This window comes from Micromonospora gifhornensis (assembly GCF_016863515.1).
In the GTDB taxonomy this organism is placed as follows: Bacteria; Actinomycetota; Actinomycetes; order Mycobacteriales; family Micromonosporaceae; genus Micromonospora; species Micromonospora gifhornensis.
In genome coordinates, this window is sequence record NZ_BOPA01000064.1 from 1 (window position 1) to 23,236 (window position 23,236).

The 23,236-nt window shown below is 71.3% G+C and carries 24 protein-coding genes; 12 read left to right on the top strand and 12 right to left on the bottom strand.

The window, feature by feature from the left end; all coding sequences use genetic code 11:
• Positions 1–1,274: HAMP domain-containing protein (locus Vgi01_RS28885; RefSeq protein ID WP_204293166.1), on the bottom strand; the 1,274-nt coding region annotated here is incomplete at its 3' end.
• 155 nt (positions 1,275–1,429) lie between these two features.
• On the opposite strand from Vgi01_RS28885, the gene Vgi01_RS28890 reads away from it, so the two are divergent.
• Positions 1,430–3,499, top strand: a complete 2,070-nt coding sequence (locus Vgi01_RS28890) for a SpoIIE family protein phosphatase (protein WP_204293167.1) — start codon at positions 1,430–1,432, stop codon at positions 3,497–3,499.
• A gap of 74 nt (positions 3,500–3,573) precedes the next feature.
• Here Vgi01_RS28890 and Vgi01_RS28895 read toward each other — a convergent pair whose 3' ends face one another.
• Positions 3,574–4,920 carry an FAD-binding oxidoreductase gene (locus Vgi01_RS28895; RefSeq protein ID WP_233197037.1) on the bottom strand — a complete coding sequence of 449 codons (1,347 nt, stop codon included), beginning with the start codon at positions 4,918–4,920 and terminating at the stop codon, positions 3,574–3,576.
• Positions 4,921–5,001: 81 nt separating this feature from the next.
• On the opposite strand from Vgi01_RS28895, the gene Vgi01_RS28900 reads away from it, so the two are divergent.
• Positions 5,002–7,098, top strand: coding sequence for a S9 family peptidase (locus Vgi01_RS28900; protein ID WP_204293168.1), 2,097 nt, complete (start codon positions 5,002–5,004; stop codon positions 7,096–7,098).
• A gap of 115 nt (positions 7,099–7,213) precedes the next feature.
• Here the strand turns inward: Vgi01_RS28900 and Vgi01_RS28905 are convergent, their stop codons facing one another.
• From Vgi01_RS28905 to Vgi01_RS28935, 7 genes are all read right to left on the bottom strand, one after another.
• Positions 7,214–7,597: an STAS domain-containing protein gene (locus Vgi01_RS28905; RefSeq protein WP_204293169.1), complete on the bottom strand. Its 384-nt coding sequence runs from the start codon at positions 7,595–7,597 to the stop codon at positions 7,214–7,216.
• Between the two features lie 176 nt (positions 7,598–7,773).
• Positions 7,774–9,309, bottom strand: a complete 1,536-nt coding sequence (locus tag Vgi01_RS28910; RefSeq protein WP_204293170.1) for a SpoIIE family protein phosphatase — start codon at positions 9,307–9,309, stop codon at positions 7,774–7,776.
• Position 9,310: 1 nt separating this feature from the next.
• Positions 9,311–10,660, bottom strand: a complete 1,350-nt coding sequence (locus Vgi01_RS28915; protein WP_239089228.1) for a sensor histidine kinase — start codon at positions 10,658–10,660, stop codon at positions 9,311–9,313.
• Positions 10,660–11,679 (bottom strand): SpoIIE family protein phosphatase, encoded by a 1,020-nt coding sequence (locus tag Vgi01_RS28920; protein WP_204293171.1) that lies wholly within the window; start codon positions 11,677–11,679, stop codon positions 10,660–10,662. Before Vgi01_RS28920 ends, Vgi01_RS28915 begins: the two co-directional genes overlap by 1 nt.
• Positions 11,667–12,086 carry an ATP-binding protein gene (locus Vgi01_RS28925; protein ID WP_204293172.1) on the bottom strand — a complete coding sequence of 140 codons (420 nt, stop codon included), beginning with the start codon at positions 12,084–12,086 and terminating at the stop codon, positions 11,667–11,669. The genes Vgi01_RS28920 and Vgi01_RS28925 overlap by 13 nt, the downstream gene beginning before the upstream one ends.
• Entirely contained in the window at positions 12,083–12,493 is a 411-nt protein-coding gene (locus Vgi01_RS28930) for an STAS domain-containing protein (protein WP_102660470.1), read from the bottom strand. Before Vgi01_RS28930 ends, Vgi01_RS28925 begins: the two co-directional genes overlap by 4 nt.
• Complete coding sequence (locus tag Vgi01_RS28935) at positions 12,493–13,353, bottom strand: STAS domain-containing protein (protein ID WP_102660471.1); 861 nt, start codon at positions 13,351–13,353, stop codon at positions 12,493–12,495. The genes Vgi01_RS28930 and Vgi01_RS28935 overlap by 1 nt, the downstream gene beginning before the upstream one ends.
• 164 nt (positions 13,354–13,517) lie before the next feature.
• Between Vgi01_RS28935 and Vgi01_RS28940 the strand changes: the two genes are divergently transcribed.
• On the top strand, positions 13,518–13,874 hold the full coding sequence (locus Vgi01_RS28940; protein ID WP_013730957.1) for an STAS domain-containing protein: 357 nt from the start codon (positions 13,518–13,520) through the stop codon (positions 13,872–13,874).
• Between the two features lie 10 nt (positions 13,875–13,884).
• Here Vgi01_RS28940 and Vgi01_RS28945 read toward each other — a convergent pair whose 3' ends face one another.
• Positions 13,885–15,216 carry an MFS transporter gene (locus tag Vgi01_RS28945; RefSeq protein ID WP_239089225.1) on the bottom strand — a complete coding sequence of 444 codons (1,332 nt, stop codon included), beginning with the start codon at positions 15,214–15,216 and terminating at the stop codon, positions 13,885–13,887.
• A 50-nt stretch (positions 15,217–15,266) separates the two neighbouring features.
• Between Vgi01_RS28945 and Vgi01_RS28950 the strand changes: the two genes are divergently transcribed.
• From Vgi01_RS28950 to Vgi01_RS28965, 4 genes are all read left to right on the top strand, one after another.
• Entirely contained in the window at positions 15,267–15,950 is a 684-nt protein-coding gene (locus Vgi01_RS28950) for a FadR/GntR family transcriptional regulator (protein ID WP_204293173.1), read from the top strand.
• Positions 15,951–15,989: 39 nt separating this feature from the next.
• On the top strand, positions 15,990–16,463 hold the full coding sequence (gene mscL, locus Vgi01_RS28955) for a large conductance mechanosensitive channel protein MscL (protein WP_204293174.1): 474 nt from the start codon (positions 15,990–15,992) through the stop codon (positions 16,461–16,463).
• 83 nt (positions 16,464–16,546) lie between these two features.
• Positions 16,547–16,813 (top strand): hypothetical protein, encoded by a 267-nt coding sequence (locus Vgi01_RS28960; protein WP_204293175.1) that lies wholly within the window; start codon positions 16,547–16,549, stop codon positions 16,811–16,813.
• Positions 16,814–16,920: 107 nt separating this feature from the next.
• A complete protein-coding gene (locus Vgi01_RS28965) occupies positions 16,921–17,295 on the top strand; it encodes a hypothetical protein (protein WP_373307063.1) in 375 nt (124 codons plus the stop codon).
• A gap of 24 nt (positions 17,296–17,319) precedes the next feature.
• Here the strand turns inward: Vgi01_RS28965 and Vgi01_RS28970 are convergent, their stop codons facing one another.
• Positions 17,320–18,531: a benzoate/H(+) symporter BenE family transporter gene (locus tag Vgi01_RS28970; protein WP_204293176.1), complete on the bottom strand. Its 1,212-nt coding sequence runs from the start codon at positions 18,529–18,531 to the stop codon at positions 17,320–17,322.
• A 68-nt stretch (positions 18,532–18,599) separates the two neighbouring features.
• Between Vgi01_RS28970 and Vgi01_RS28975 the strand changes: the two genes are divergently transcribed.
• On the top strand, positions 18,600–19,187 hold the full coding sequence (locus tag Vgi01_RS28975) for a helix-turn-helix domain-containing protein (protein WP_239089227.1): 588 nt from the start codon (positions 18,600–18,602) through the stop codon (positions 19,185–19,187).
• 167 nt (positions 19,188–19,354) lie between these two features.
• Here the strand turns inward: Vgi01_RS28975 and Vgi01_RS28980 are convergent, their stop codons facing one another.
• The gene (locus Vgi01_RS28980) at positions 19,355–20,431 is read right to left on the bottom strand and encodes a helix-turn-helix domain-containing protein (protein WP_204293177.1); all 1,077 of its coding nucleotides are present in this window, start codon (positions 20,429–20,431) and stop codon (positions 19,355–19,357) included.
• Positions 20,432–20,493: 62 nt separating this feature from the next.
• On the opposite strand from Vgi01_RS28980, the gene Vgi01_RS28985 reads away from it, so the two are divergent.
• The 4 genes from Vgi01_RS28985 to Vgi01_RS29000 all read left to right on the top strand — a co-directional run bounded on the left by Vgi01_RS28985 (position 20,494) and on the right by Vgi01_RS29000 (position 23,176).
• Positions 20,494–21,213, top strand: a complete 720-nt coding sequence (locus Vgi01_RS28985) for a PP2C family protein-serine/threonine phosphatase (RefSeq protein WP_102659919.1) — start codon at positions 20,494–20,496, stop codon at positions 21,211–21,213.
• A gap of 120 nt (positions 21,214–21,333) precedes the next feature.
• Positions 21,334–21,672 (top strand): PadR family transcriptional regulator, encoded by a 339-nt coding sequence (locus tag Vgi01_RS28990; RefSeq protein WP_126712662.1) that lies wholly within the window; start codon positions 21,334–21,336, stop codon positions 21,670–21,672.
• Entirely contained in the window at positions 21,669–22,487 is an 819-nt protein-coding gene (locus tag Vgi01_RS28995) for an ATP-binding cassette domain-containing protein (protein WP_204293178.1), read from the top strand. The genes Vgi01_RS28990 and Vgi01_RS28995 overlap by 4 nt, the downstream gene beginning before the upstream one ends.
• The gene (locus Vgi01_RS29000; protein WP_204293179.1) at positions 22,484–23,176 is read left to right on the top strand and encodes a hypothetical protein; all 693 of its coding nucleotides are present in this window, start codon (positions 22,484–22,486) and stop codon (positions 23,174–23,176) included. Before Vgi01_RS28995 ends, Vgi01_RS29000 begins: the two co-directional genes overlap by 4 nt.
• Positions 23,177–23,236: the final 60 nt, after the last annotated feature.

Consider the following 23,236-nt stretch of genomic DNA (forward strand, 5'->3'; position numbering starts at 1 on the left):
TCCTTGAGCTCCAGGATCTCGCCGCGCGCGTCGACCGTGATCTTCTGCGACAGGTCACCCTTGGCCACCGCGGTGGACACCTGGGAGATGTTGCGGACCTGGCTGGTCAGGTTGCCGGCCAGCTGGTTGACGTTCTCGGTCAGGTCCCGCCAGGTGCCGGAGACCCCGCGTACCTGGGCCTGACCGCCGAGCTTGCCCTCGGTGCCCACCTCACGGGCCACCCGCGTGACCTCATCGGCGAACGACGACAACTGATCCACCATCGTGTTGACGGTGTCCTTGAGTTCGAGGATCTCTCCCTGCGCGGCCACGGTGATCTTCTGCGACAGGTCGCCGCGGGCAACCGCCGTGGACACCTGGGCGATGTTGCGCACCTGGGCGGTCAGGTTCGACGCCATCGAGTTGACGCTGTCGGTGAGGTCCTTCCAGGTGCCGGCCACGTTGGGAACCTCGGCCTGACCGCCGAGCTTGCCCTCGGTGCCCACCTCGCGGGCCACCCGGGTCACCTGCTCGGCGAAGAGCCGCAGGGTGTCGGTCAGCGAGTTCATCGTGTCGGCCAGCTCGGCGACCTCGCCCCGGGCGCTCACCGTGATCTTCTGGCTCAGGTCGCCCTTCGCCACTGCCGTGGCCACCTGGGAGATCGACCGCACCTGACCGGTGAGGTTCGACGCCATGGTGTTCACCGAGTCGGTGAGGTCCTTCCAGGTGCCGGCGACGCCGCGTACGTCGGCCTGGCCGCCGAGCTTGCCCTCGGTGCCCACCTCACGGGCCACCCGGGTCACCTCGTTGGAGAAGGACGAGAGCTGGTCGACCATGGTGTTGACGGTGCGGCCGATGCGCAGGTACTCACCGCGCAGCGGGCGGCCGTCGATCTCCAGCGCCATGTGCTGGGAAAGGTCACCGTCGGCGACGGCGACGATGACCCGCGCGATCTCGGTGGTGGGTCGACCCAGGTCGTCGATCAACGAGTTGACGGCCCGCTGACCTTCCGCCCACGAGCCGTCCAATCCCTCTTCGTCCAGCCGCTCGGTCAGCCGGCCGTCCCGACCGACGATCCGGCTGATCCGCCGTAGATCCAGATGCTGCCGCTCCTGGAGCGACACCACGTCGTTGAAGGCGTCCGCCACCTCCCCGGCCGCGCCGGAACGCCGCGGAAGCCTGACCTTGAGGTCACCGCCGCGCACCCGGCGCAGCGCCTCCGCCAGCTCGGTGAGGACCGCCTCGTGGTCGGCGACGCTGATCTCCGCGGTCGCCGACTGTTTCGCCGTGGTCATCATTCCTCGCTCACCTCGGGGTCCACCGGCTCGCGCCGGGTCACCCCATCATTGTCCCCGTGACCTCGAAACCGCCACGATGCATCGCCACCCGGGTTACGGACGCGAACGCCGATCGGTTTGGCACACCAGGGGTGGCGGTGGAGGATACGAGGGTGGCAGCGGAGGCGGGGCCCGCGGCGACCGGAGGCCCACACGAGCACGTACGACGTGTCCGGCTGCCGGCGGATCGTCGTACGCCGGCGGCGGCGCGGGCCGTCGTGCGGTCCGTGCTCGCCGAGGCTGACCTGGACGAACTGCTCAACGAGGCACTTCTGCTCACCACCGAGCTGTCCACCAACGCCGTCGAGCACGCCCGCACCGAACTGGACGTCGAGGTGAGCGCCGACGCGGCCGGGCTGACCGTGACCGTGTCCGACTTCGCCTCCGGCCCGGTCGACGAACTCACCGTCGGGGTACGCAACGCCTCCACGGAGATCAACGAGGTCGCCGAACGCGGCCGGGGACTGCTGCTCGTCGATCACTTCGCCAGCCGCTGGGGCACCACCTACCTGCCCAGCGGCAAGGGCGTGTGGTTCCGGCTGGACCGGCGCAGCCCGGGCGGGCACTCGGGCGACGGCCGGACGGCGGCGGCCGGTGACCCGGACGGCACCGCAGCGACCACCGCACCCAGCGCCGGGGCGATGAGCTCGCTGATGCAGACCCTGCCCGATCCGTACGCCGAGGATCCGCTGCCCGACTTCGCCACGAACCTGCTCACCCGGGTGGCGGAGATGATCGGTGCCGCCGGAGGGGTGGTGCGACTGGATCGCGGCGACGGGCAGGGCACCCAGGTGCTCGCCCGGTACGGTCGGCAGCCCCGGCCCGGTCACGACCTGCTCCAGGTGCCGCTTGCGGTGCATCGCCCGTACGCCGGTGAACTGGAACTGGATGCCGCGCCCACCGCGTACGCCCGCCCGCTGGCGGTGCTGACCGCAGAGCGGCTCTCGCTGCACCTGGAGAACGACCGGCTGCGCCGCGCCGACGTACGCCGACAGGCCTGGCTCACCTTCCTCGCCGAGGCCAGCGAACTGCTCGCCCAGTCGTTGGACGTGGAACTGACCATGGCGCTCGTCCCGCAGCTGGTGGTGCCCCGGCTCGGTCAGTGGTGCGCGGTGCACACCACCGACGAGTGGGGTCGGCTGCGCCTGGCCGCCGCCACGCACGCCGACGAGGCGATGCTGCCGCAGTTGCACGCCACGCTGCGCGAATCGGGTCCCGACTCGATCCAGGCCCGGCTGCGGGAGGCCAGCCGCAACGGCACCCAGACGCCGCTGGGCGCGCCGATGGAGGGCTTCGCCGTACCGTTGATCGCCCGGGGTCAGCGCCTCGGCACCCTGGCGGTCGGGCGACACCAGCGGCACCGGCACGACCCGGACGAGATCGCGGTGCTGGAGGACGTGGCCCGCCGGGCGGCCCTGGCGATCGAGAACGCCCGGATCCACGCGGAACGGCGACGCATCGCCCAGGCCCTGCAACAGTCGCTGCTGCCGCCGGTGCTGCCGGTGGTGGACGGCATCGGCTTCGCCGCCCAGTACGTCCCGACCGGCGGGGACGCCGACGTCGGTGGTGACTTCTACGACGTGGTGCCGCTGCCGGACGGGCGCTGGCTGGTGGTGATCGGTGATGTCTCCGGCAAGGGAGTGCAGGCCGCGGCGGTCACCGGGCTGGTCCGGGATGTGATCCGGGTGCTGGCCGGCGACGGGAAGCCGCTGCCCGAGTTGCTGCCCCGGCTCAACGAGACGCTTGTCGAGCGGGGTGCCGGACGGTACTGCACGCTGGCGCTGGCCGTGGTCGCGCCGAGCGAGGATGATCGGCTCGACGTCGAGCTGCACCTGGCCGGGCATGACCGACCGTTGCTGCTGCGTTCGGGTGGTGGCCCGGCCAGCTTCGTCGGCAGCGGTGGCACCGCGCTCGGCCTGCTCGACAAGATCAGCTCACCGCCCTCGGAGATCACCCTCGGCCCCGGTGACTGCCTGGTTTTCTACACCGACGGGGTGACCGAGCGACGCCGGGGCCGGGAGCTGTTCGGCATCGGTCGGCTGCGCGACGCCGCCACTCCGCTCGCCGGCTACCCCGCCGACGTGGTGGCGGCCCGGCTGCGGGCCACCGCGATCAACTTCTCGGTGGAGGAGCCGCGCGACGACATCGCCATCCTCGTCCTGCGCAACGACGCCGCCGGCTGACCCACCTCACCCGCCGTCAGAGGCCACCGACTGATCCACCTCACCCGCCAGCGGCTGGTCCGCCTCGTCCCCGATCAGAGGCCGCCGGGGAGGCGGCCGGGAGCGAGCCGGTGGCCCGGGTCGAGGTGCTGCTTGACCGCGCGGAGGCGGGCCAGGCCGACCAACTCGCCCCAGAGGTCGACGGCCCGCCGGACGGCCGGTGGCGCGGAGAGCACCACGCATCGGCCCTGCCGGGCCAGCAGCACGCTGCGGACGGCGGCCAGGATCGCCGCCACCCGGTCGGGCGCGAGCGAGCCCGGCAGGGCGGCGTGCACCACGCCCAGACCGGCTGAGCCACGCACCGGAACCGGGGACCCGGCCGCGTCACGCAGCGCGTACACCGCCGCGTGCAGGTCGGTGATCGGCACCTCCAGCCTCAGCGCGGTGTCACCGGGGGCGAACGGATAGCTGCGCCACCAGGCCGGGGCCGACCTGGCCACCGTCGCACGGGCGCCGAGCAGGGACACCAGCCGGTCGCTGCGCTCCGCCACGTCGGAAGGGCCGCCCTCCAACAACACCACGAGCGACCCGGCGCCTGCCGGGCTGGCCGGTGACCGCCCGGTCATGGACGGATGACGGGCCATCGCGGCGGCCCGCGCATCCCACGGCAACCGGTCCTTTCCGCCGACCGGCAGATCCAGCTCGATCGCGGCCGGGTCGAGGCGGGCGGCGAGCACCGCGCGGATCAGATCGTGCACCTCCAGCGGCGTCCACACCGGTCGGGTCACCCACACCCGACAGGCCGGCATGGCCTGCACCCGCAGGGTCGCGCTGACCAGCACGCCGAGCGCCCCCTCCGAGCCGCACAACAGCCGGGCCTGGGCCAGCCCGGCGGCCCCGCCGTCGGCCTCGGTCAGCTCCCCGTCGGCGGCCAGGTAACGCAGGCTGACAAGCTGGTCGCAGGCGGTGCCGTGCCGGTGCCGCAGCGGACCCGCCTCGTCGGCGGCGAGCACGCCACCGATCGTGGCACCGGGCGAGGGGGCGTCCACCGCGAGCCGCTGACCGGTGCGTTCCAGGGTGGCCTGGACCGCCCGCAGCGGCGTGCCGGCGCCGACCTCGGCGGCACGCTGACCGGGCGGCCGATGCCCGATGCCGGCCAGTCGCCCGGTGTCGAGCAGAATGTCGACCCGCTCGGGCGGAGCACCCCAGTCGATCTTCGTGCCGGCCCCGCGCGGGACCACGCTCAGGTCGTGTCGTGCGGCCAACCGGAGCACCCGGGCCGCCGCGTCGGCACCGCCGGGAACCGCCACCCAGCGGGCCGGTCGCCCGGCCACCTCGTCGGCGGGGCCGGCGAACCGGGCGAAGCGCGGGCCACAGATCTCGATCAGTCGGCGGGTGATGTCGAGGGCACCGGACGTGCCGGTGGAACGTGCTGGCACCATGCCGCGATCGTACATGTGTTCGAACGATTCGGTAGGTCTTTGCTACCTACGGGAGCCGAGCAGGGCCGGTAACGTGACGCCGTGACCACCGAGACCCCCGCACCCGTGGCGAAGCGGGTACCCACCGAACGCGTCCACCACGACGACATCGTCGTCGACGAGTACGCCTGGCTGGCCGCGAAGGACGATCCGGAGACCATCGCCTACCTCGAAGCCGAGAACGCCTGGACCGAGCGGCGCACAGCGCACCTGTCCGGGCTGCGGACCGAGTTGTTCGAGGAGATCCGTCGACGCACCCAGGAATCCGACCTGTCGGTACCGACCCGCAAGGGCGGGTACTGGTACTACACCCGTACGGTCGAGGGCCGGCAGTACGGCGTGCACTGTCGGCGGGCCGTACGCGACGGCGAGACCACGCCCCCGATCAGTGCCGACGGCGCACCCCTGGACGGCGAGGAGATCCTGCTCGACGGCAACCTGCTCGCCGAAGGGCATGACTTCTTCGCCCTGGGCGCCTTCGACGTCAGCCCCGACGGGCGTTTTCTCGCATACTCCACGGACTTCTCCGGCGACGAGCGGTTCACCCTGCGGATCAAGGATCTCGTCAGCGGCGAACTGCTGCCCGACGAGATCCCGGGCACCTTCTACGGCACGGCGTGGTCGACCGACGCCTCCGTGCTGTTCTACGTGACGGTGGACGAGGCGTGGCGCCCGCACCGGGTCTGGCGTCACGTGATCGGCACCGCCGCCGGCGACGACGTGGTGGTGCACGCCGAGGATGACGAACGCTTCTGGGTCGGGGTCGAGTTGACCCGCTCGGAGCGGTTCATCCTGATCGACATCGCCAGCAAGCTCACCAGCGAGGTACGGGTCATCCCGGCCGACAACCCGACCGGCGAACCCGCGGTGATCGCACCACGCCGGCAGGGCGTCGAGTACTCGGTGGAGCACCACGGGCACCGGTTCCTGATCCTGCACAACGACGGCGCCGAGGACTTCGCCCTCGCGTACACCTCGGCGGACGCGCCGGGCGACTGGGTGCCGATGATCGACCACTCCCCCGGCACCCGACTGGAGGCGGTGGACGCCTTCGCCGACCACCTGGTCGTCACGCTGCGCAGCAACGGCCTGACCGGTCTGCGGGTGGTGCCGCTCGACGGCAGGGACGCCCACGACATCGAGTTCCCGGAGCCGCTGCACACCGTCGGCCTGGACGGCAATCCCGAGTACCGCACGGACCGGCTCCGGCTGCGTTACACCTCGCTGATCATCCCCGACTCGGTGTACGACTACGACCTGGCGACCCAGGAACTGACGCTGCTGCGCCGCCGGCCGGTGCTGCCCGGCCCGGACGGCCAGCCGTACCAGCCGGAGGACTACGAGCAGCAGCGCGAGTGGGCGCTGGCCGACGACGGCACCCGGGTGCCGATCTCGCTGGTCTACCGCCGGGGTACGCCCCGCGACGGCTCGGCCCCCTGCGTCATCTACGGCTACGGGTCGTACGAGGCCAGCATGGACCCGTGGTTCTCGGTCGGCCGGCTGTCCCTGCTGGACCGTGGGGTGATCTTCGCGGTGGCCCACATCCGAGGTGGCGGTGAACTGGGCCGCCGCTGGTACGACCACGGCAAGATGCTGGCCAAGAAGAACACCTTCACCGACTTCGTCGCCTGCGCCCGCCACCTGGCGAAGGCCGGCTGGACGGCACCGGACCGGCTGGTCGCGCGCGGCGGCTCGGCCGGTGGCCTGCTGATGGGCGCGGTCGCCAACCTCGCCCCCGACGCCTTCACCGGCATCGTCGCGCAGGTGCCGTTCGTGGACGCGCTCAACACCATCCTCGACCCGTCCCTGCCGCTGACGGTGACCGAGTGGGAGGAGTGGGGCAACCCCCTCGCCGACCCCGAGGTGTACGCCTACATGAAGTCGTACACCCCGTACGAGAACGTCGCGCCGCTGGACTATCCGGCGATCCTCGCGATGACCAGCCTCAACGACACGCGGGTGTTCTACCACGAGCCAGCCAAGTGGATCGCCCGGCTGCGCGCCGTCGCGCCGCAGGGCGACTACCTGCTCAAGACCGAGATGGAGGCCGGTCACGGCGGCCCCAGCGGACGGTACGACTCCTGGCGGGAGGAAGCCTTCATCAACGCCTGGACCCTGGACCGCTTCGGCCGCGCCTGACCGCTCCTGTCATCCCCTCTCCCGCGGCGCCGGCCGCTCACCCGCTGCCGGCGCCGCACCACCCTCCCAGGTCTGCCCAGTCCTCCATGATCGCGAGAGGCACCCCCGGCGGCGGTCAGGCGAACGCGACGAGGTCGCGGCCGGCAGGTCGGCCGACAGCAGGGATCTGGACGGTGCCGAATCGGCTGTCGAGCAGGTGCCCGCTGCCGCTGAGCGCGATGACCCGCGCCGGGCCGCCCTGGGCGGCGGTGACGGTCATCCGCTGTCCGCGCGCCATGGCCGTCTGCCTGATCCTCAGCAGGACGGCCAGCGCGGCGCAGTCGAGGAACCGCAACGTCTTCAGGTCGAGCGTCAGGTGCGTGACCCACCGGGGCGCGAGCAGGCGTCCGAGGTCATGCTGAAGGTGTTTGATCGTGGACAGGTCGGCCTCACCTGTCAGGGTCACGAACCGGCTGCCCGGTCGTACGTCGTAATGATCGAAGCGCAACAGATCGTCCATGGGAAGACTCGGTCCCTGCCCTGGCGAAGGGCGTTCTGAGGGCCGGAGAGGTTGCCACCGTCAATCCGGCGCCGGGGAGGACAGAGCTGAAGCACGACAGTGCCGACCTCGACGTGGTGTTAGGACACCACACGCAACGCTACCCGCACCGGGCCGTCGCGGCCAGTTTCAGCCGGTCAGTGCCGACGCAGGGCCACCACGGCGACGTCGTCCTGGATCTCGTCGGGGGCCAGTTCGTCGAGCAGTCGCTGACAGAAACGGTCGAGGTCGGCGTCCACCCGCACGGCGCTCGCCGCGAGCGCGTTCAGTCCCTCGTCGATGGTGACGTCACGCCGCTCGATGAGACCGTCGGTGTAGAAGACGATCGTCGCCCCGGGTGGCAGCACGAACTCCAGGTCGGCGGGGCGCGGTGCCCGTACCCCGAGCAGTGGTGCGGAGTGGTGCACGTACTCGGTCCTGCCGTCCAGGCTGATCAACGGGGGCAGGTGGCCGGCGCTGGCCAGCCGGACCTTCCCGGTGGCCGGGTCGAGCAGCAGTACGCAGATGGTGGCCAGTTCGGTGGGCAGCAGCGTACGCATCAGCTCGTTGACCCGGTGCAGGATCTCTCCCGGCTGGTGGCCCTCCACCGCGTACGCCCGCAGTGCGTGACGCAGCTCGGCCATCACCGTCGCGGCGTGCAGTGAGTGGCCCGCCACGTCGCCGATCGCCAGCAGCAGGTGACCGTCGAGCATCACCAGCTCGTAGAAGTCGCCACCGATCTCGGTACGGGCGCTGGCCGGCTCGTAGCGGACGGCCAGATCGAGCCCGGCGATCTGCGGGATGCGTTGCGGGAGCAGGCTGCGTTGCAGCGTCACCGCGATGCGATGCTCCTCGTCGAAGGAGCGTTGCACCTCGATCGCGGACGCCACCGCCTGCGCCAACTGGCGCAGCACCGGCGTCTGGGCGGTCTGCGTCGCGGTGGGTACCACCACGTAGAGCGGCGCCCGGTCGTCCCGCAGCCGGCCGGCGGCCACCGTCACCGTGTCGTCCGGTGGCCATTCCACCAACGCCCAGGCGGCGGGTTCCTCCACCCGGACGGTGGCGCCGATCGGAGTGTCGCTGTCGTCGACGACCCACGGCACGACGCGGCTCTGGGCACCCGGCCCGGCGCAGACCCCGGCCAGGCATTCACCGTCGTAGGTCTCGGCGACCACCGCGGCGGGGCTCTTGAAGATCTCCGCCGTCCCGGCCGCCGCCAACTCCAACAGTCGGTCGAAATCCGGCGCGGCGTGCACCGCGACCGTGGTGTCCGCCAGCCCGGTGAGTCGTTCGGCGAGCAACTCGGCACGTTGCCGTGCCTGGTAGTAGCGGAGCACCGCGTGGGCGGTGGCGATTAGCTCCTCCGGATCGATCGGCTCCGCCAGGTACGCGTCCGCGCCCCGGGTCAGGCCCTGTGCGCGGTCGGTCGTGTCGATGGCGTGTGCCGACACGTGGATCACCGGCAGCGCGGGACGGGTCGACTTGATCCGCTCGCAGACCTCGAAACCGCTCAGGTCCGGCAGCCGTACGTCGAGAACGACCAGGTCGACGGGATCCACCTCGACCTGACGCAGGGCCTCGCTGCCGCTCTCGGCCTCGATCACGGTGAACCCGGCCCGCGTCAGCCAGTTCACCAGCAGGTAGCGCTTGGTCCGGCTGTCGTCGACCACCAGAACGGTCGGCGGGGTTTCCACGTCACGTACCGTTCGCCGGCAGCGAGACGGTGAAGGTGCTACCCCGACCCGGCTCACTCGACAGTTCGAGCGTGCCACCGAGCAGAGTGGCCAGCCGCCGGGCGTACGGCAGACCGAGGCCGGTGCCACCGGCCCGAGACGGCCCCGGCACCTGGTAGAACTCCTCGAAGATCCGCTCGTGGAACTCGGCCGGGATTCCTGAGCCGGTGTCGGTCACGACGAGGTTCCAGGTGTCGCCGGACCGCTCGGCACGCAGCCGCACCTCGCCCCGGGTGGTGAACTTCAGACCGTTGTGCAGCAGGTTGCGCAACACCTGGGCGAGCAACATCTCGTCGGTACGGATGGTGGCGGGCGAGGCTGGTTCCTCCACCACCAGCGTCACCTCGGGGACGGTGTGCAGTGCCCGCAGAGTGCCGCGCAGCTGACCGAAGAGGGCGCGCAGGTCCACCTCGGCCCAGTTCGGTTCGAGCCGGCCCGACTCCGCCTTGGCCAGGTCCAGCAACTCGTTGACCAGGGAGAGCAGATCCGAGGCCGAGGATCGGATCAGGCCGACCTGGCGTTCCTGCTCAAGGGTGAGCGGGTCGGACGCGGCGTCGGTGAGCAGCCGGGCCAACCCGATGATCGCGGTCACCGGTGCCCGCAACTCGTGGCTGACGTTGGCCAGGAAGCGGCTCTTCGACTCGCTTGCCGAGCGCAGCTGCACCGACTTCTCGTCCAACTCGGCGTACAGCGCCACCACACCCCGGTTGGTCTCCTCCAACTCGTCGGTGAGCTGATGATAGAGCGCCAGCACGCCTCGGTTGGTCTGCTCCAGCTCCTCGTTGAGCCGCGCCAGTTCGTCGCGTTGGCTGCGTACCTCGTCGAGGGCGGCGATCAGTTGCGAGTTCTGGGTGGCGAGTTCCTCCTCCACTGTGCCCGGCACGCTCTGCCCCAGCTGGGCACGCAGTTGCTCGACACGCTGTGGCGTGAGCGTCGGCGCGGTGACCGGGATACGTCGTGACATCCTCACGACCGTATCCCCCGCTGCGGCCACCACGCTCAACGTGTCCACCAGGCGTGCCACCGCACCCGACTGCGGCTCGTACCGTCGGTCGGGCAGCGGGCTGACCGGGACGAGGTCGACTCGCAGGTGCTGTCGCCCGTCCGGAGCGGCGGTGATGGTGAACACCACGTCGGCACCGCCGACGCCGCGCAGCAGGTCCCGGGCCACCTCGCTCAGGGCGGTGGCGATCCGGACCTGGTCCTGGCGCTCCAGGCCGACCGCGGCGGCAACTTCCCGGCCCCGCTGGCGGACCACGAAGATGTCCTGCTCCACCCGCAACGCCATCTGCAACAGCGGTTCGTGCTCCATCACCAGGGCCTCGCCACGAGTACGCCGGCGTCGTCGCGGCGGATGCCCGCGTCCCGTAGCAGCGTGGCGGCCACCACCAGCGGCGACCGCCCGGTCAGGCCGGGATAGTCGGGGAGCCGCCAGCGGTCGACCACCCCGTCACTGTGCATGATCAGCAGGCTGTCGGCGTCGAACGGGTAGTCGTACTGCCGGATCGTCGGCCGTTGGTGCCCGGCGATACCGGGCAGCGAGACCAGCCCGCGACGCCGGCCGTCCCCGGTGGCCACCATGCCGCTGATGTTGCCCAGCCCGGCGTACCGCAGCAGCCCGGCTGCCGGGTCCGGCTCGGCCACGGCGAGCGCCGCGCCTCGGGTGTGTGACAACGCCCGGTGCAGGTGGCTGACCACCTCTGCGGGGGCGGCCGCCGGTGCGGCCCGGAAGGCGGCGAGCGCGGCATCGGTGGCGGCGGCGGCCAGCGGCCCGTGCCCCAGGCCGTCGGAGACCAGCACCTGACGGCGTTCGCCGATGGTCCGCCAGGCGTACCCGTCCCCGCTGATCGTCTCCCCGGTCAGCGGCCGGGTGACGCCGCCCACCCAGGGTCGTTCGGTTACCGCGTCGGCGAACACCTGCACGACGATGACCGTTCCTCGACCCGGCTGCGAGTACGCGTCGAACCAGCTGGCCTGCCGGACGATCGCCCCCAGGCCGATGCCGAGCGTGCCGGTGGTCGAGTGACCGTCGCGGGCGGAGTCGACAAGATCGATCATGCCCGGCCCGGAGTCGATCGCGACCAGTTCAACACCCGCGTCCAACTGGCGACGTACCGGTCGAAGCAGCAGCACCCCGTCCTCGGCGTGCTTGATCAGGTTGCTGGTCAGCTCCGCCGCGACGATGGCCAGATCGGCGATCCGACCGTCGGGCAGCCCCAGCTGCTCGCCCAACCGTTCGGCGGCCCGCCGCACGGCAGTGCCGGGACTGCCGGACTCCACTCGGAACCAGGCACCCCGGTCGGTGACCGGCTCGGCCGTCAACGAGACCACTTGGTGATCGTGATCCGGGTGCCTTGACCGGGAGCGGTCTGGATGTCGAACTCGTCGACCAGCCGTCGGGCACCGCTGAGGCCGAGGCCGAGGCCACCGCCGGTGGTGTATCCGTCGGTCAGCGCCAGCTCCAGGTCGGCGATGCCGGGCCCGGAGTCGGCGAAGACGATGCTGATGCCGGGGCGGCGGCCATTGTCCACTGCGGCCACCTCGACGGTGCCCCCACCGCCGTAGACAAGGGTGTTGCGGGCGAGCTCGCTGGCCGCGGTGACCACCTTGGTCTGGTCGACAAGGGACAGCTTGACCGCCACCGCCACCGTACGCACCAACTGGCGTACGCGTACCACGTCTTCGTCGCTGCCGACCGTCTGCGCCTGCGGTCGGCTCAGGTCGACTCCGCTGGTCATGGCGACGCCGTCGGCTCAGCGTCCGAGCTGTCGTCGAACTCGTCGTACTCGCGTTCGCGGTCGGCGGCGATGAGTTCCATCCCCCGCTCGACGTTCAGCGCGGTACGGATGCCGTTGAGCGACAACCCCAGCTCGACCAGGGTGATGGCGACCGCCGGACGCATCCCGACCACCACCGTCTCCGCGTCGAGCACCCGGGAGATCGAGGCGATGGTGGAGAGCATCCGCCCGACGAAGGAGTCGACGATATCCAGGGCGGTGATGTCGATGATCACACCGTGGCAGCCGGTGGCGACGATCCGCTCGGCCAGGTCCTCCTGGAGCGCGACGGCCGTCTGGTCGGACATGTCGACCTGGATGGAGACCAGCAGAATGTCGCCGATCTTGAGAATCGGCACCCGCTCCATCAGGCCTCCCGGCGCGACTGGCGGCGGCCGGTCTCGACGCCGGTGAGCCGCAGCACGTGCCGCAGCGCGTCGGCGAGGCTGGCCTTGGTGGCGATGTCACCGAACTCGATGCCGAGCGCGACGATGGTCTGGGCGATCTGCGGCCGGATGCCGGAGATGATGCAGTCGGCACCCATCAGCCGGGCCGCCACCACGGTCTTCAGGATGTGCTGGGCGACCTGGGTGTCCACCGCCGGCACGCCGGTGATGTCGATGATCGCGTACGGCGAGCCGGTGTCGACAAGGGTCTGCAGCAGCCGCTCCATGACCACCTGGGCGCGGGCCGAGTCGAGGGTGCCGACCAGCGGCACCGCCACCACGCCCTCCCAGAGCTTGACCACCGGGGTGGACAGCTCCAGCAGCTGCTCGGCCTGGTCGGCGATCAGGCTCTCCCGGGTGCGCACGTAGCTCTCGAAGGTGAACAGACCCATCTGATCGACAAGCGTGCCGAAGGCGACGTAGTCGCGCAGCGTCCCGGCGCTCTGGTCGGCCTCCATCACGCTCAGCAGGGCGTCCTTGAGAGCGAACACACCGGTGGCGGTCTCGGCGGCGGAGAAGCCCTGGCGGGCCTGCCCCCGGGACACCTCCGCGAGGACTGCGCGCAGCTCGGTCCCCTCCTCGGCAGCCAGGTCGGTGAGACCCTTGCCGAGCGCGTCGACCAGGGCTCGATGCAGCTCCTGCACCTGATGGCGCAGCTCGGCCTGGCTGAGCCGGCCCCGCAACTGCCCGGCGACGACCTCGGTCCACCGTTGCGTGACCTGATCGACATGACTGGTCAGCAGACCGGCCAGCCGACCGCTCTCGTCAGCGCTCAGCGCCATGACATAACCCCCTCGACCTGGACCGGCCGGACTCTATCACCGAGCACCCGAAAGTTACTTGCCCCACAGCAAGCGAATGGCGGCAGCCACTCGATCTCGTGCCCGTTCTGCGTACCGGGGCTTCGGTGGGATAACGTTCCACCGATAAACAGGAGGTCTGGCGAATGTCCTTGACGGTGCACACGGAACAGCGCGGTGACGTGGTCGTAGTGGCGGTCGCGGGCGAACTCGACATGGCCACCGCGCCCCAGTTGCAGGACCAGATCACCGACCTGCTCGACAAGGGGCGCAGCCGGCTCGTCTTCGACCTGTCGGAGGTTTCGTTCTGCGACTCCACCGGCCTGTCGGTGTTCGTCCGCGCCAAGAACAGCTGCGACGAGGCCGGCGGAGTGGTGCGCCTGGCCGCACCGCAACGCGGAGTGCTTCGCATTCTGGAAGTGAGCGGCCTGGTGGAGGTGCTGCACACCTATCCCACCGTCGACCAGGCGGTGGCGGGCGACCCCACCCCGGCCTCCTCCTGACTCCAGCTCATCAGCGCTCGTCCTCGATGTAGCGAGGGCGGGCGATCACCATGCCCGCACCCGTCTGCACCGCGAGGGCGAGCAGCAGGAAACCGATCGGCGCCGTCCAGCCTCCGGTGCCCTCGTAGAGGATTCCGACCATCAGCGGCCCCAGCGCCGCGATCACATATCCCGCGCTCTGCGCGAAGGCCGACAACGCGACCGTCCCGTCGGCGGTGCGGGCCCGCAGGCCGATGGTGGTCAGGATCAGGGGGAAGGCTCCCTGGCCGAGGGCCAGCAGCAGCACCCACAGCACCGCCGCGTCCCGGGGCGCGAGGGCCAGGCCCAGGTAGGCCAGCGTCGAAGCGGCGGTCAGCGCGAACACCAGCATCCGCAGGTTCTTCAGCCGGCCGGCAAGCGTCGGCATCAGCAGCGCGATCGGCACCCCGAGCGCGGTCACCGCGGCGAGCAGCAGACCGGCGTCCTGCGGACGGAAACCCGCGTCCCGGAAGAGTTGGGCCAACCAGCCCATGATCGCGTACCCGCTGAGCGACTGCGCGCCGAAGTAGACAGCCATCGCCCAGCCGAGCCGGGTACGACCGGGCCGGATGATCACGCGGGCCACACCGTCGCGGGTCGCCCGCCGCGCATCGGTGCGGCTGCGGCTGCGCAGCGCCGCCGGCAACCACGGGAGTACGGCGACAAGCGCCAGCCCCGCCCAGACGCCCAACCCCGCCCGCCAGGAGCCGAAGGCGTGCGCCACCGGCACCGCAGCCGCCGCAGCCACCGTCGTGCCCGCCACCAACGCCATCGAGTACGCCCCGGTGACCAGCCCGGTGCGATGCGGGAAGTACTGCTTGACCAGCATCGGCATCATGATGTTCGCCACCGCGATCCCGGCCAGCGCGAGCGCGCTGGTCAGCAGGAACACCACGGCGGACCCGGTGACCGCCCGCAGCACCTGACCGACGGCGAGTGCCAGCATCCCCAGCACCAGCAGACGAGCTGTGGACAGCCGGCGCACCAGCCACGGCGTAGCCGCTCCGAGACCGGCGAACGCGATGGTGGGCAGGGTGGTGACGAAGCCGGCCATCGTGCCGGAGAGCGCCAGGCCGACGCGTACCTCGTCGAGCAGGGCGCCGAGGCTGGTGACGGCGGCCCGCAGGTTGAGCGCCACAAGCAGCATCCCCACCAGCACCAGCAGGCCACCGTGGGCGCGGGACGCGGTCGGTTCACCGGTCGCGGGTACGACCTGGGTGCCCTGAGCGGTCGACCCGTCGGCGGTGCTCAACCCGTCGGCGGTGGTCGATCCGTCGGCGGTGGTCGTCGGAACAGCGGGGGTGCCAGCGGGCGACGAGGGCATGACCTCGAACCTACAATCATGGGATGAATTCGGGCGAGAGGTTGTAACCAGTGCCACCGGCAGTTGATTCCACCTTGGCACCGCCCCGCGGGCGGCGGATCCAGCAGACGATCACCCAGCTGCGCCAGCGCATCCTGGCCGGCGAGTGGCCGGTGGGCAGCCGCATCCCGACCGAACCACAACTGGTCGAGGCGCTCGGCGTCGGGCGCAACACGGTGCGCGAGGCGGTCCGGGCCCTCGCGCACGCCGGGGTGCTGGAATGCCGGCAGGGCTCCGGGACGTACGTCATCTCCACCGACGAACTGGCGCCGGTGGTGGCCCGTCGACTGACCGACGACCGGATGGCCGAGGTGATCGAGGTACGCCGCGCCTTTGAGGTGGAGGCGGCACGGTTGGCCGCTCGTCGGCGTACCCCTGCGGACCTGGCCGCCCTCGACGAGGCGCTGGCCGTGCGCGAGGCGGCCTGGCGCGGCGGCCGGGTCGCCGAGTTCGTCGAGGCCGACGCGGCCCTGCACACGGCGGTGGTCGCTGCGGCGCACAACAGCATGCTCGCCGAGCTGTACGCCTCCATCGGTGCCGTCATGCGCCGCACCGTCACCCAGGCGATGGGCGGTGTCCTGACCCCGGACCGACACGTCGACCACGCCCGGCTGGTGGCCGCGATCCGGGCCGGTGACCCGGATCTCGCCGCCCGGGAGGCTGCCGCCTTTCTGGAGCCCGACCCCGGGGCATAGGTTGGCCCCTGACGAACACGGGACCTCTCGGGAGTACGGATGCTCAAGGGCTTCAAAGACTTCATCATGCGCGGCAACGTCGTCGACCTCGCGGTCGGTGTCGTCATCGGCGCCGCGTTCACGGGTGTGGTCACCCAGCTCACCAAGTCGTTCCTGGATCCACTGATCCGGGTCTTCGTGGTCCTGGCCACCGGCAGCGACGAGGGGCTGGAGGGCAGCGCACCGACGATCCAGGGCATCCCGTTCGACTGGGTCGCCTTCGTCAACGCGTTGATCACGTTCCTGCTCACCGCGGCGGCGCTGTACTTCCTGGTCGTCTTCCCGATGAACAAGCTCGCCGAGCGTCGCAAGCGGGGTGAGGAGCCGCCGCCCGCCGCGCCGAGCGAGGAGGTCAAGCTGCTCACCGAGATCCGCGACGCCCTCGTCGCCGCCGGCCGCACCACGCCGGCCCAGCAGCGCAGTGCCCTGGACGACGTCCTCGGTTCCCGGGAGGAACCGCCCAGCGGGCGCTGAACCCGACACCCGCACATCACCCCTGGCGGGATTCCTGCCAGGGGCCACCCCGAGTCGAACACATGTTCGATAGAGTCCGCGCCATGGAGCAGCGAAAGCACTTGTGGAACGGGAAGTGGGGGCGGCTGGCCCGACGAGACGTCTTCCTCCGCACGGATGCCGACCGGTGGTATGTCGAGCAACGAGCCGGCGGCGCCGAGGGAGTCTCCCGCTTCTACGAGTACGACACCCTCGACGAGGCCGAGGAAACCATTCGCGCCCTGCTCCACCCCTCCGACCCCTGGCGCGAACTCTCCCCCCGCCCACCCTCCTCCTGGACCACCACCCCCACCCCGCCCAGCGACCGTTGATCAAGAAGTTTGCGTCGTGGACCGGCCGATCGCCGACGCAAACCTCTTGATCAACGCGCTCTACCCAGGTGGGTTTAGGGAGAGTGGGGGGTGGGAAGGGGTGGGGGATGGAGCAGCAGGGGATCGATCAGCAGGCGATCGTTTCGCGGGTGACCACGGGGATGCGGGTGGTGGATGTCGCGGGGCGGGACGTGGGGACCGTCGATCTTGTGCAGCGGGGTGACCCGAACGCGGTGACGGTGCAGACGCCGACCGCCGATCCGGGCGGCAGTCTGGACGAGTTGATCGAGTCCGCCACCCCCGAGGAGCCGGACGTCCCCGCCGACCTGGCCGCCCGACTACTGCGTACCGGTTATCTCAAGGTCTCCACCGACCTGGTACCCACCGGCGCCGTCTACGTGCTCGCCGACCAGATCGCCTCCGTCACCGACAACGAGGTTCTCCTCGAAGCCCTGACCGCCGACCTCCCCGCCGAGGAGTGACCCCCACCTCCGGTCGGCGCTGAGCTAGCGGCCGATCGCGTGATCAACACTTTCCTGGCGCGGCGCGGTCGGCGCGGATGGCGTGGGAGTGGGCGGGGTGGTGGAGCGGCGGCGGAAGATCACAAGCATCAGGCAGCCGGCGATCAGTCCCCAGAATGCGCCGCCGATGCCGGCCAGGGATACGCCGGAGGCGGTGACGACAAGGGTGACGACGGCCGCCTCCCGGGCGTCGGGGTCGGCCAGCGCCGAGGTCAGCGAGGTGGCCAGGGCGCCGAGCAGGGCCAGCCCGGCGACCGCCTCGATCAACACCGGCGGGGCCCAGCCGACCAGGGTGGTGACCGCGCCGGCTCCCAGCCCGAGCAGGGCCAGCCCGACACCGTTCGTCACCGAGGCGATCCACCGACGATTCGGATCGGGGTGGGCGTCCGGCCCGGCGGCGAGGGCGGCGGTGATCGCGGCCAGGTTCACCGCGTGTCCACCGGCCGGCGCGGCGACGAGGCTGGCCAGCCCGGTGGCCCGCAGCGCCGAGCCGAGTGGCGGCCGATAGCCGTAGCCGACAAGTACGGCCGTGCCGGGCACGTTCTGCGCGGCCATGGTCACCACGAACAGCGGCAGCGCCAATCCGATCATCGCCGGCAGGCTCCACTGCGGCACGGTCACCTCGATCACCGGGCGCAGTCCTCCACCGCCGCCGCCCGAGGTGGTCAGTGCGATCACGCCGGCTGCCACCACCAGCGCCCCGGGCACCGCCCAGGGGCGGGCGAAGCGGTGCAGTACCAGCCAGCACACCAGCACCGGGGCAGCCAGCAGGGGCACCTCGACGAGCGCGCGGACCGGCGCGGTGCACAGTGGCAGCAGTACTCCGGCGAGCATCGCCCCGGCGATCGGTTTGGGAATCGCCGCGACGGCCCGGCCCAGCACCGGGAAGAGGCCTGCGGCCACGATCAGCAGCCCCGAGACGAGGAACGCGCCGACCGCCGCCGGCCAGCCGCCGGGCATCGGGCCGGTGGCCACCAGCAGCGCCGCGCCGGGCGTGGACCAGGCCACGCTCATCGGCAGCCGGTGGCGCAGGCCCAGCCAGGCGGCGCAAAGGCCAGAAACCAGGCAGAGTACGAGCAGTCCCGAGGCAGCCTGACTCTCGGTGGCCCCGACGGCCCGCAGTCCGGCCAGGACCACGGCGAACGAACTGGCGAACCCGACAAGCGCGGCCACCCCGCCCGCCAGCACCGGTTGCATGCGACCCGCCATACCCCACCCCCCGATCGTTCCGTTTACGGAACAGCGTTGTGTAGCACGATAGCGGGGTGCCGTACTCACCCGCATCAGGCCCCCTGACGGCCAACGCCTCTGGTCAGCCCGCCGCGTCCGACGACGATCCTGCGGCGATCGGTCGCCGGGTCCGGGCCCTGCGCGAAGCGCGGGGGATCTCGCTGTCCGCGCTGGCCCGACAGGCCGGGGTGGGCAAGGCGACCCTCTCCGGACTGGAGAACGGCACCCGCAACCCCACCCTGGAGACGCTGTACGCGATCACCGCTCAGCTCGGCGTACCGCTGACCGCCGTACTCTCCGCACCGGCGAGCGGGGCGACCGTGCGCGGGGCTGCGGTGAGCGCCACCCTGCTGGAGGTGTTCGAGGACTCCGACGTCACCTACGAGCTGTACCGGATGCGGGTCGCACCCGGCCCGGGCCAACTCTCCCCCGCACACCAGGCCGGGGTCACCGAACATGTCACGGTCTTCACCGGAGTGCTGCGCGCCGGCCCGGTGGACGCCCCGCTGACCGCCGCCGCCGGCGGGCACCTCCGCTGGGCCTCCGACGTCCCACACGTGTACGCCGCTGTCGGCGACGAGGAGGTCACGGCCAGCCTGCTCCTGCGCTACCCCCGGAAGTAGCGGCCACAGTCCGACCGACGGGTCCGCAGGTCATGGCCGTCCCTGGGAGGAGGTCGCCGCGCTCGCCGGGGTGAGCGTCGGCAGCAGCCGCGCACCGTTTCGCCGAAACGGCGGTATACGGAGCAGCGGGATACCGCCATATCGCCGAAACGGAGTTGATCAGCGCCTCAGCCGTCGCGGCTAGCGGCGGGTGCGGCGAGTCCGGCGGTGGGTGGGGTGGCGGTGAACTGCTGGCGTACGGCCCAGAGCGCCGCCTCGGTACGGGAGGCCGCACCGGTCTTGCGCAGCAGGTTCGACACGTGCACCGTGACCGTCCGGACCGAGATGCCGAGGGCGCGGGCCACCTGCTTGTTGGACATCCCGGCGACCAGGCAGTCGAGCACCTCGGCCTCCCGACCGGTCAACTCGACAGCCGCAGCGACCCGAGGCCCAGGAACGGCAGGAGCGGCAGTGGCTGGGGAGGGGGCGGGGTCGGTCGGGGCGAGCAGCGTGCCGGGATCGTCGTCGGTGTGGGCGGCGAGCAGTTCGGTGAGGGCGTACGGGTTGCCGCCGGTGTGCTGCCAGACCCGGTGCACCAGCCGGGCGTCGGCGGCCGACCCGGCGTACACCTGCTCCAGCACCTCGGCGACCTCAGCGGGGCGCAGCGGGCCGAGATGCTGGCGCACGACGCCGCGTACCCCGCAGAGGCGGGCCAGGATGCGGCCGGTGAGGGCGGGTGCGACCGCGTGTGCCGCGGGCCTGGTCGCGACCATCAGCAGGGCCGGCAGTCCGTCGGCGGTGGCGAGTTCGCCGATCAGGTTGAGGCTCGCCGGGTCCAGCGCGTGCAGGTCCTCGACCACGAGCACGGCCGGGCCGGTGCCGACCAGCGTCCGGACGGTCCGGACGGCCAGCCGGAGCAGGGTGCCGGGGGCGTAGCGCTCACGCGGCGCGGTGGGCTGCTGGGCGAGCCAGGCCAGCGCGTCGGCCGGAAGATCGAGTCGGCTGGTATCGCGTCCGCTCAGTACGGCGGCCAACCAGTCGTACGGGGCGGGACTGTGCACCCGGGCGGCGCCGCTGAGCACCACGTCGGGCCGGGGCGTGAAGCCGTCCAGGGCGGCGGCGACCAGCAGGCTCTTGCCCACGCCCGCGCCTCCGGTGACGACCGCGACAGCCGGTGACCGGCGGTGACCGTCCACCACGGTGGACCACGCTCGGCCCAGCTCAGCGAGCTCACCGACGCGCCCGACCATGGACACCGGCAACATTCCTCAACCCTACGCAGTAGTGCGTAGAGACGCGGGACCTGTCTTCTTGGCAAGCTTGACCCATGACGCTGATCCTCCGCTCGGCCATCCTCAACGACATCGGCCTGGTTCGGACCAACAACGAGGACTCCGCGCTCGCCGGCGAGCGCCTCGTGGCGGTGGCCGATGGCATGGGTGGACTTCCTGCCGGTGAGGTGGCCAGCGAGATCGTCATCCGGATCCTGGACGAGCTGATCCCGCCCACCGCCCCGGACGCCGCTGCCGACGCGTTGCGGGCGGTGGTGAGCACGGCCAACCAACGCATCCATGCCGCGATCGTCGCCGACCCGGCCCGCGACGGCATGGGTACGACCCTGACCGCGGCCCTGCTCGCCGGGAACACGCTGGTGCTGGCCCAGGTCGGCGACTCCCGCTGCTACCTGCTCCGCGACGGTCGACTGACCCAGTTGACCCGCGACGACACGTTCGTGCAGGCGCTTGTCGACCAGGGGGCGTTGACGCGGGACCAGGCGCGGCACCACCCGCAGCGTTCCCTGGTGACCCGAGCGGTGCAGGGCGCGGACGCGCCGCCGACGATGGGGGTGTTGACGGTCACCGCCGGTGACCGGCTGCTGCTGTGCAGCGACGGGCTCTCCGACTATGTGACCGACGACGCGATCGCGGCCACCCTCGGGCTGCACGCCGACCGCCACCAGTGCGGCGAGCAACTGGTCAAGCTCGCCCACCAGGCCGGTGCGCCCGACAACGTCACAGTCGTGATCTCCGACGTGGTCGACGACTGAGGCCTACCGCATCCGCCGGCCGGGTTCTGCGGCCCGGCCGGCAGGCGCGGTTCTGCGGCCCGGCCGGCAGGCGCAACTAGGTAGTTGTGCCATCTAGGTAGCGCCACTAGGGTTCGGCGGGTGGATTCCGACCGTCGCGGGCAGTGGCTGCGGGGAGTGCTCGACCTCTGCGTGCTCGCCCTGCTGCGCGACGGTGAGTCCTACGGCTACGAACTCGCCCAGGCGCTCGACGCCGCCGGCGTCGGGCCTATCCAGGGCGGCACGCTCTACCCGGTGCTGCTCCGGCTGCAACGCACCGGCCTGGTCACCGCGCAGTGGCGGGCGGGCGAATCGGGCCCGGCGCGCAAGTACTACCAGCTCACCGACGACGGGCTGGCCGCGCTGCGCCACGGCGGCAACGCCTGGCTGGCGTTCGTGGCACCGGTGAACGGTATCGTCACGAAGGGGGTCGACGGGTGAATGCCGACGAGTGGCTGCGGATCTTCGCGGCCGAGTTGCACCAGCGTCGGGTGGCGAACGACGCCGCCCGGCACGTGGTCGCCGAGGCCGCCACGCACCTGCGCGAGGGCGGCGGCGACCCGTGGCTGGTCTTCGGCCCGCCGCAGGCGTACGCGGCCACGATCGTGGAGAGCATCGGCACCGCACCCCGCCCGCGTCCCGGCCCGGTACGACTCGACGCCCGGGGCATCACCAAGCGGTACGGCCGGCACACCGTGCTGCGGGACGTGGCGCTTACCGTACGGGCCGGTCAGATCGCCGCCGTGGTCGGTGCCAATGGCTGCGGCAAGAGCACCTTCCTGCGGATCTGTGCCGGGCTGGTCTCGCCCGACGCCGGGGAGGTGACCGTCTCCGGCCGGCTCGGCTACTGCCCCCAGCAGGGCGGCACCGCCGACTTCCTGCTCCCCGACGAGCATTTCGTGCTGGTCGGTGCCGGTCAGGGGGTGGCCCGGGGACCGGCTCGACGCGCCGGTCGGGCGGCGGCCCGACAGCTCGGCTGGGACGCCCAGGACGACGTGCTCGCCCGACACCTCTCCGGCGGTACGCGCCAGAAGCTGAACCTGACCATGTCCACCCTCGCCGCACCGGACGTGCTGCTGCTCGACGAGCCCTACCAGGGCTTCGACCAGGGCAGTTACGTCAACCTCTGGGATCAGTTGATCAGGTTGCGCGACGAGGGACGGGCCATCGTGGTGGTCACCCACCTGCTCAACCAACTCGACCGGGTCGACGTCGTGCTCGATCTGACCACCGGCAACCCGGGAGACCACCGATGAAGCCGATGCTCACCGTGGCCGAGATGACGTTGCGGGAACTGGCCCGGCGTCGGGGCGTACTGCTGCTTCTGCTGTTGATGCCCTTCGTCTTCTGGCTGATCCGGCGGGACTCCTACGTCGGGCAGTCGATCCGCGCGCTGCTGCTGGGCATCAGCTGGGCGGTGAGCACGGCGGCGCTCTTCGCCACAAGCGCCGCCCGCGAGCTGGAACCCCGGCTGCGGCTGGCCGGCTACCGCCCGCACCACCTCTACGTCGGTCGGATGCTCGGCCTGTGGCTGCTCGGGTTGGCCGTCTCGGTGCCGTTCTTCCTGCTCACCGTCGTCGACGCGAACAACCTGCGGTACGCCGGCATCGCGATGGCGATGCTCTGCTGCGTGGCCGTGGCGGCACCGTTCGGCATGCTGATCGGTGCCCTGCTCCCCCGCGAGCTGGAAGGCACCCTGCTGCTGCTCACCGTCGTGGCCATGCAGATGCTGCTCGACCCGGCCAGTCCCGGATCGAAGCTGACCCCGTTCTGGTCCAGTCGGGAGATCGCCACCTGGGCGGTGGACCACACCGACGGCGGTTACCTGACCCGGGGTCTGCTGCACGCCGTCGTGGTCACCACGCTGCTGATCGTGACGGTGGCGGGTGTGTTCGGCGTCCGGCTGCGGCGTCGACGGCATCTGCATCACGTACCGCTCACCTGAGCGACGCCGGGGGCAGATTTGTCGCCATTCACCGCCTAACATCACCAAAGTGCGTCTGAG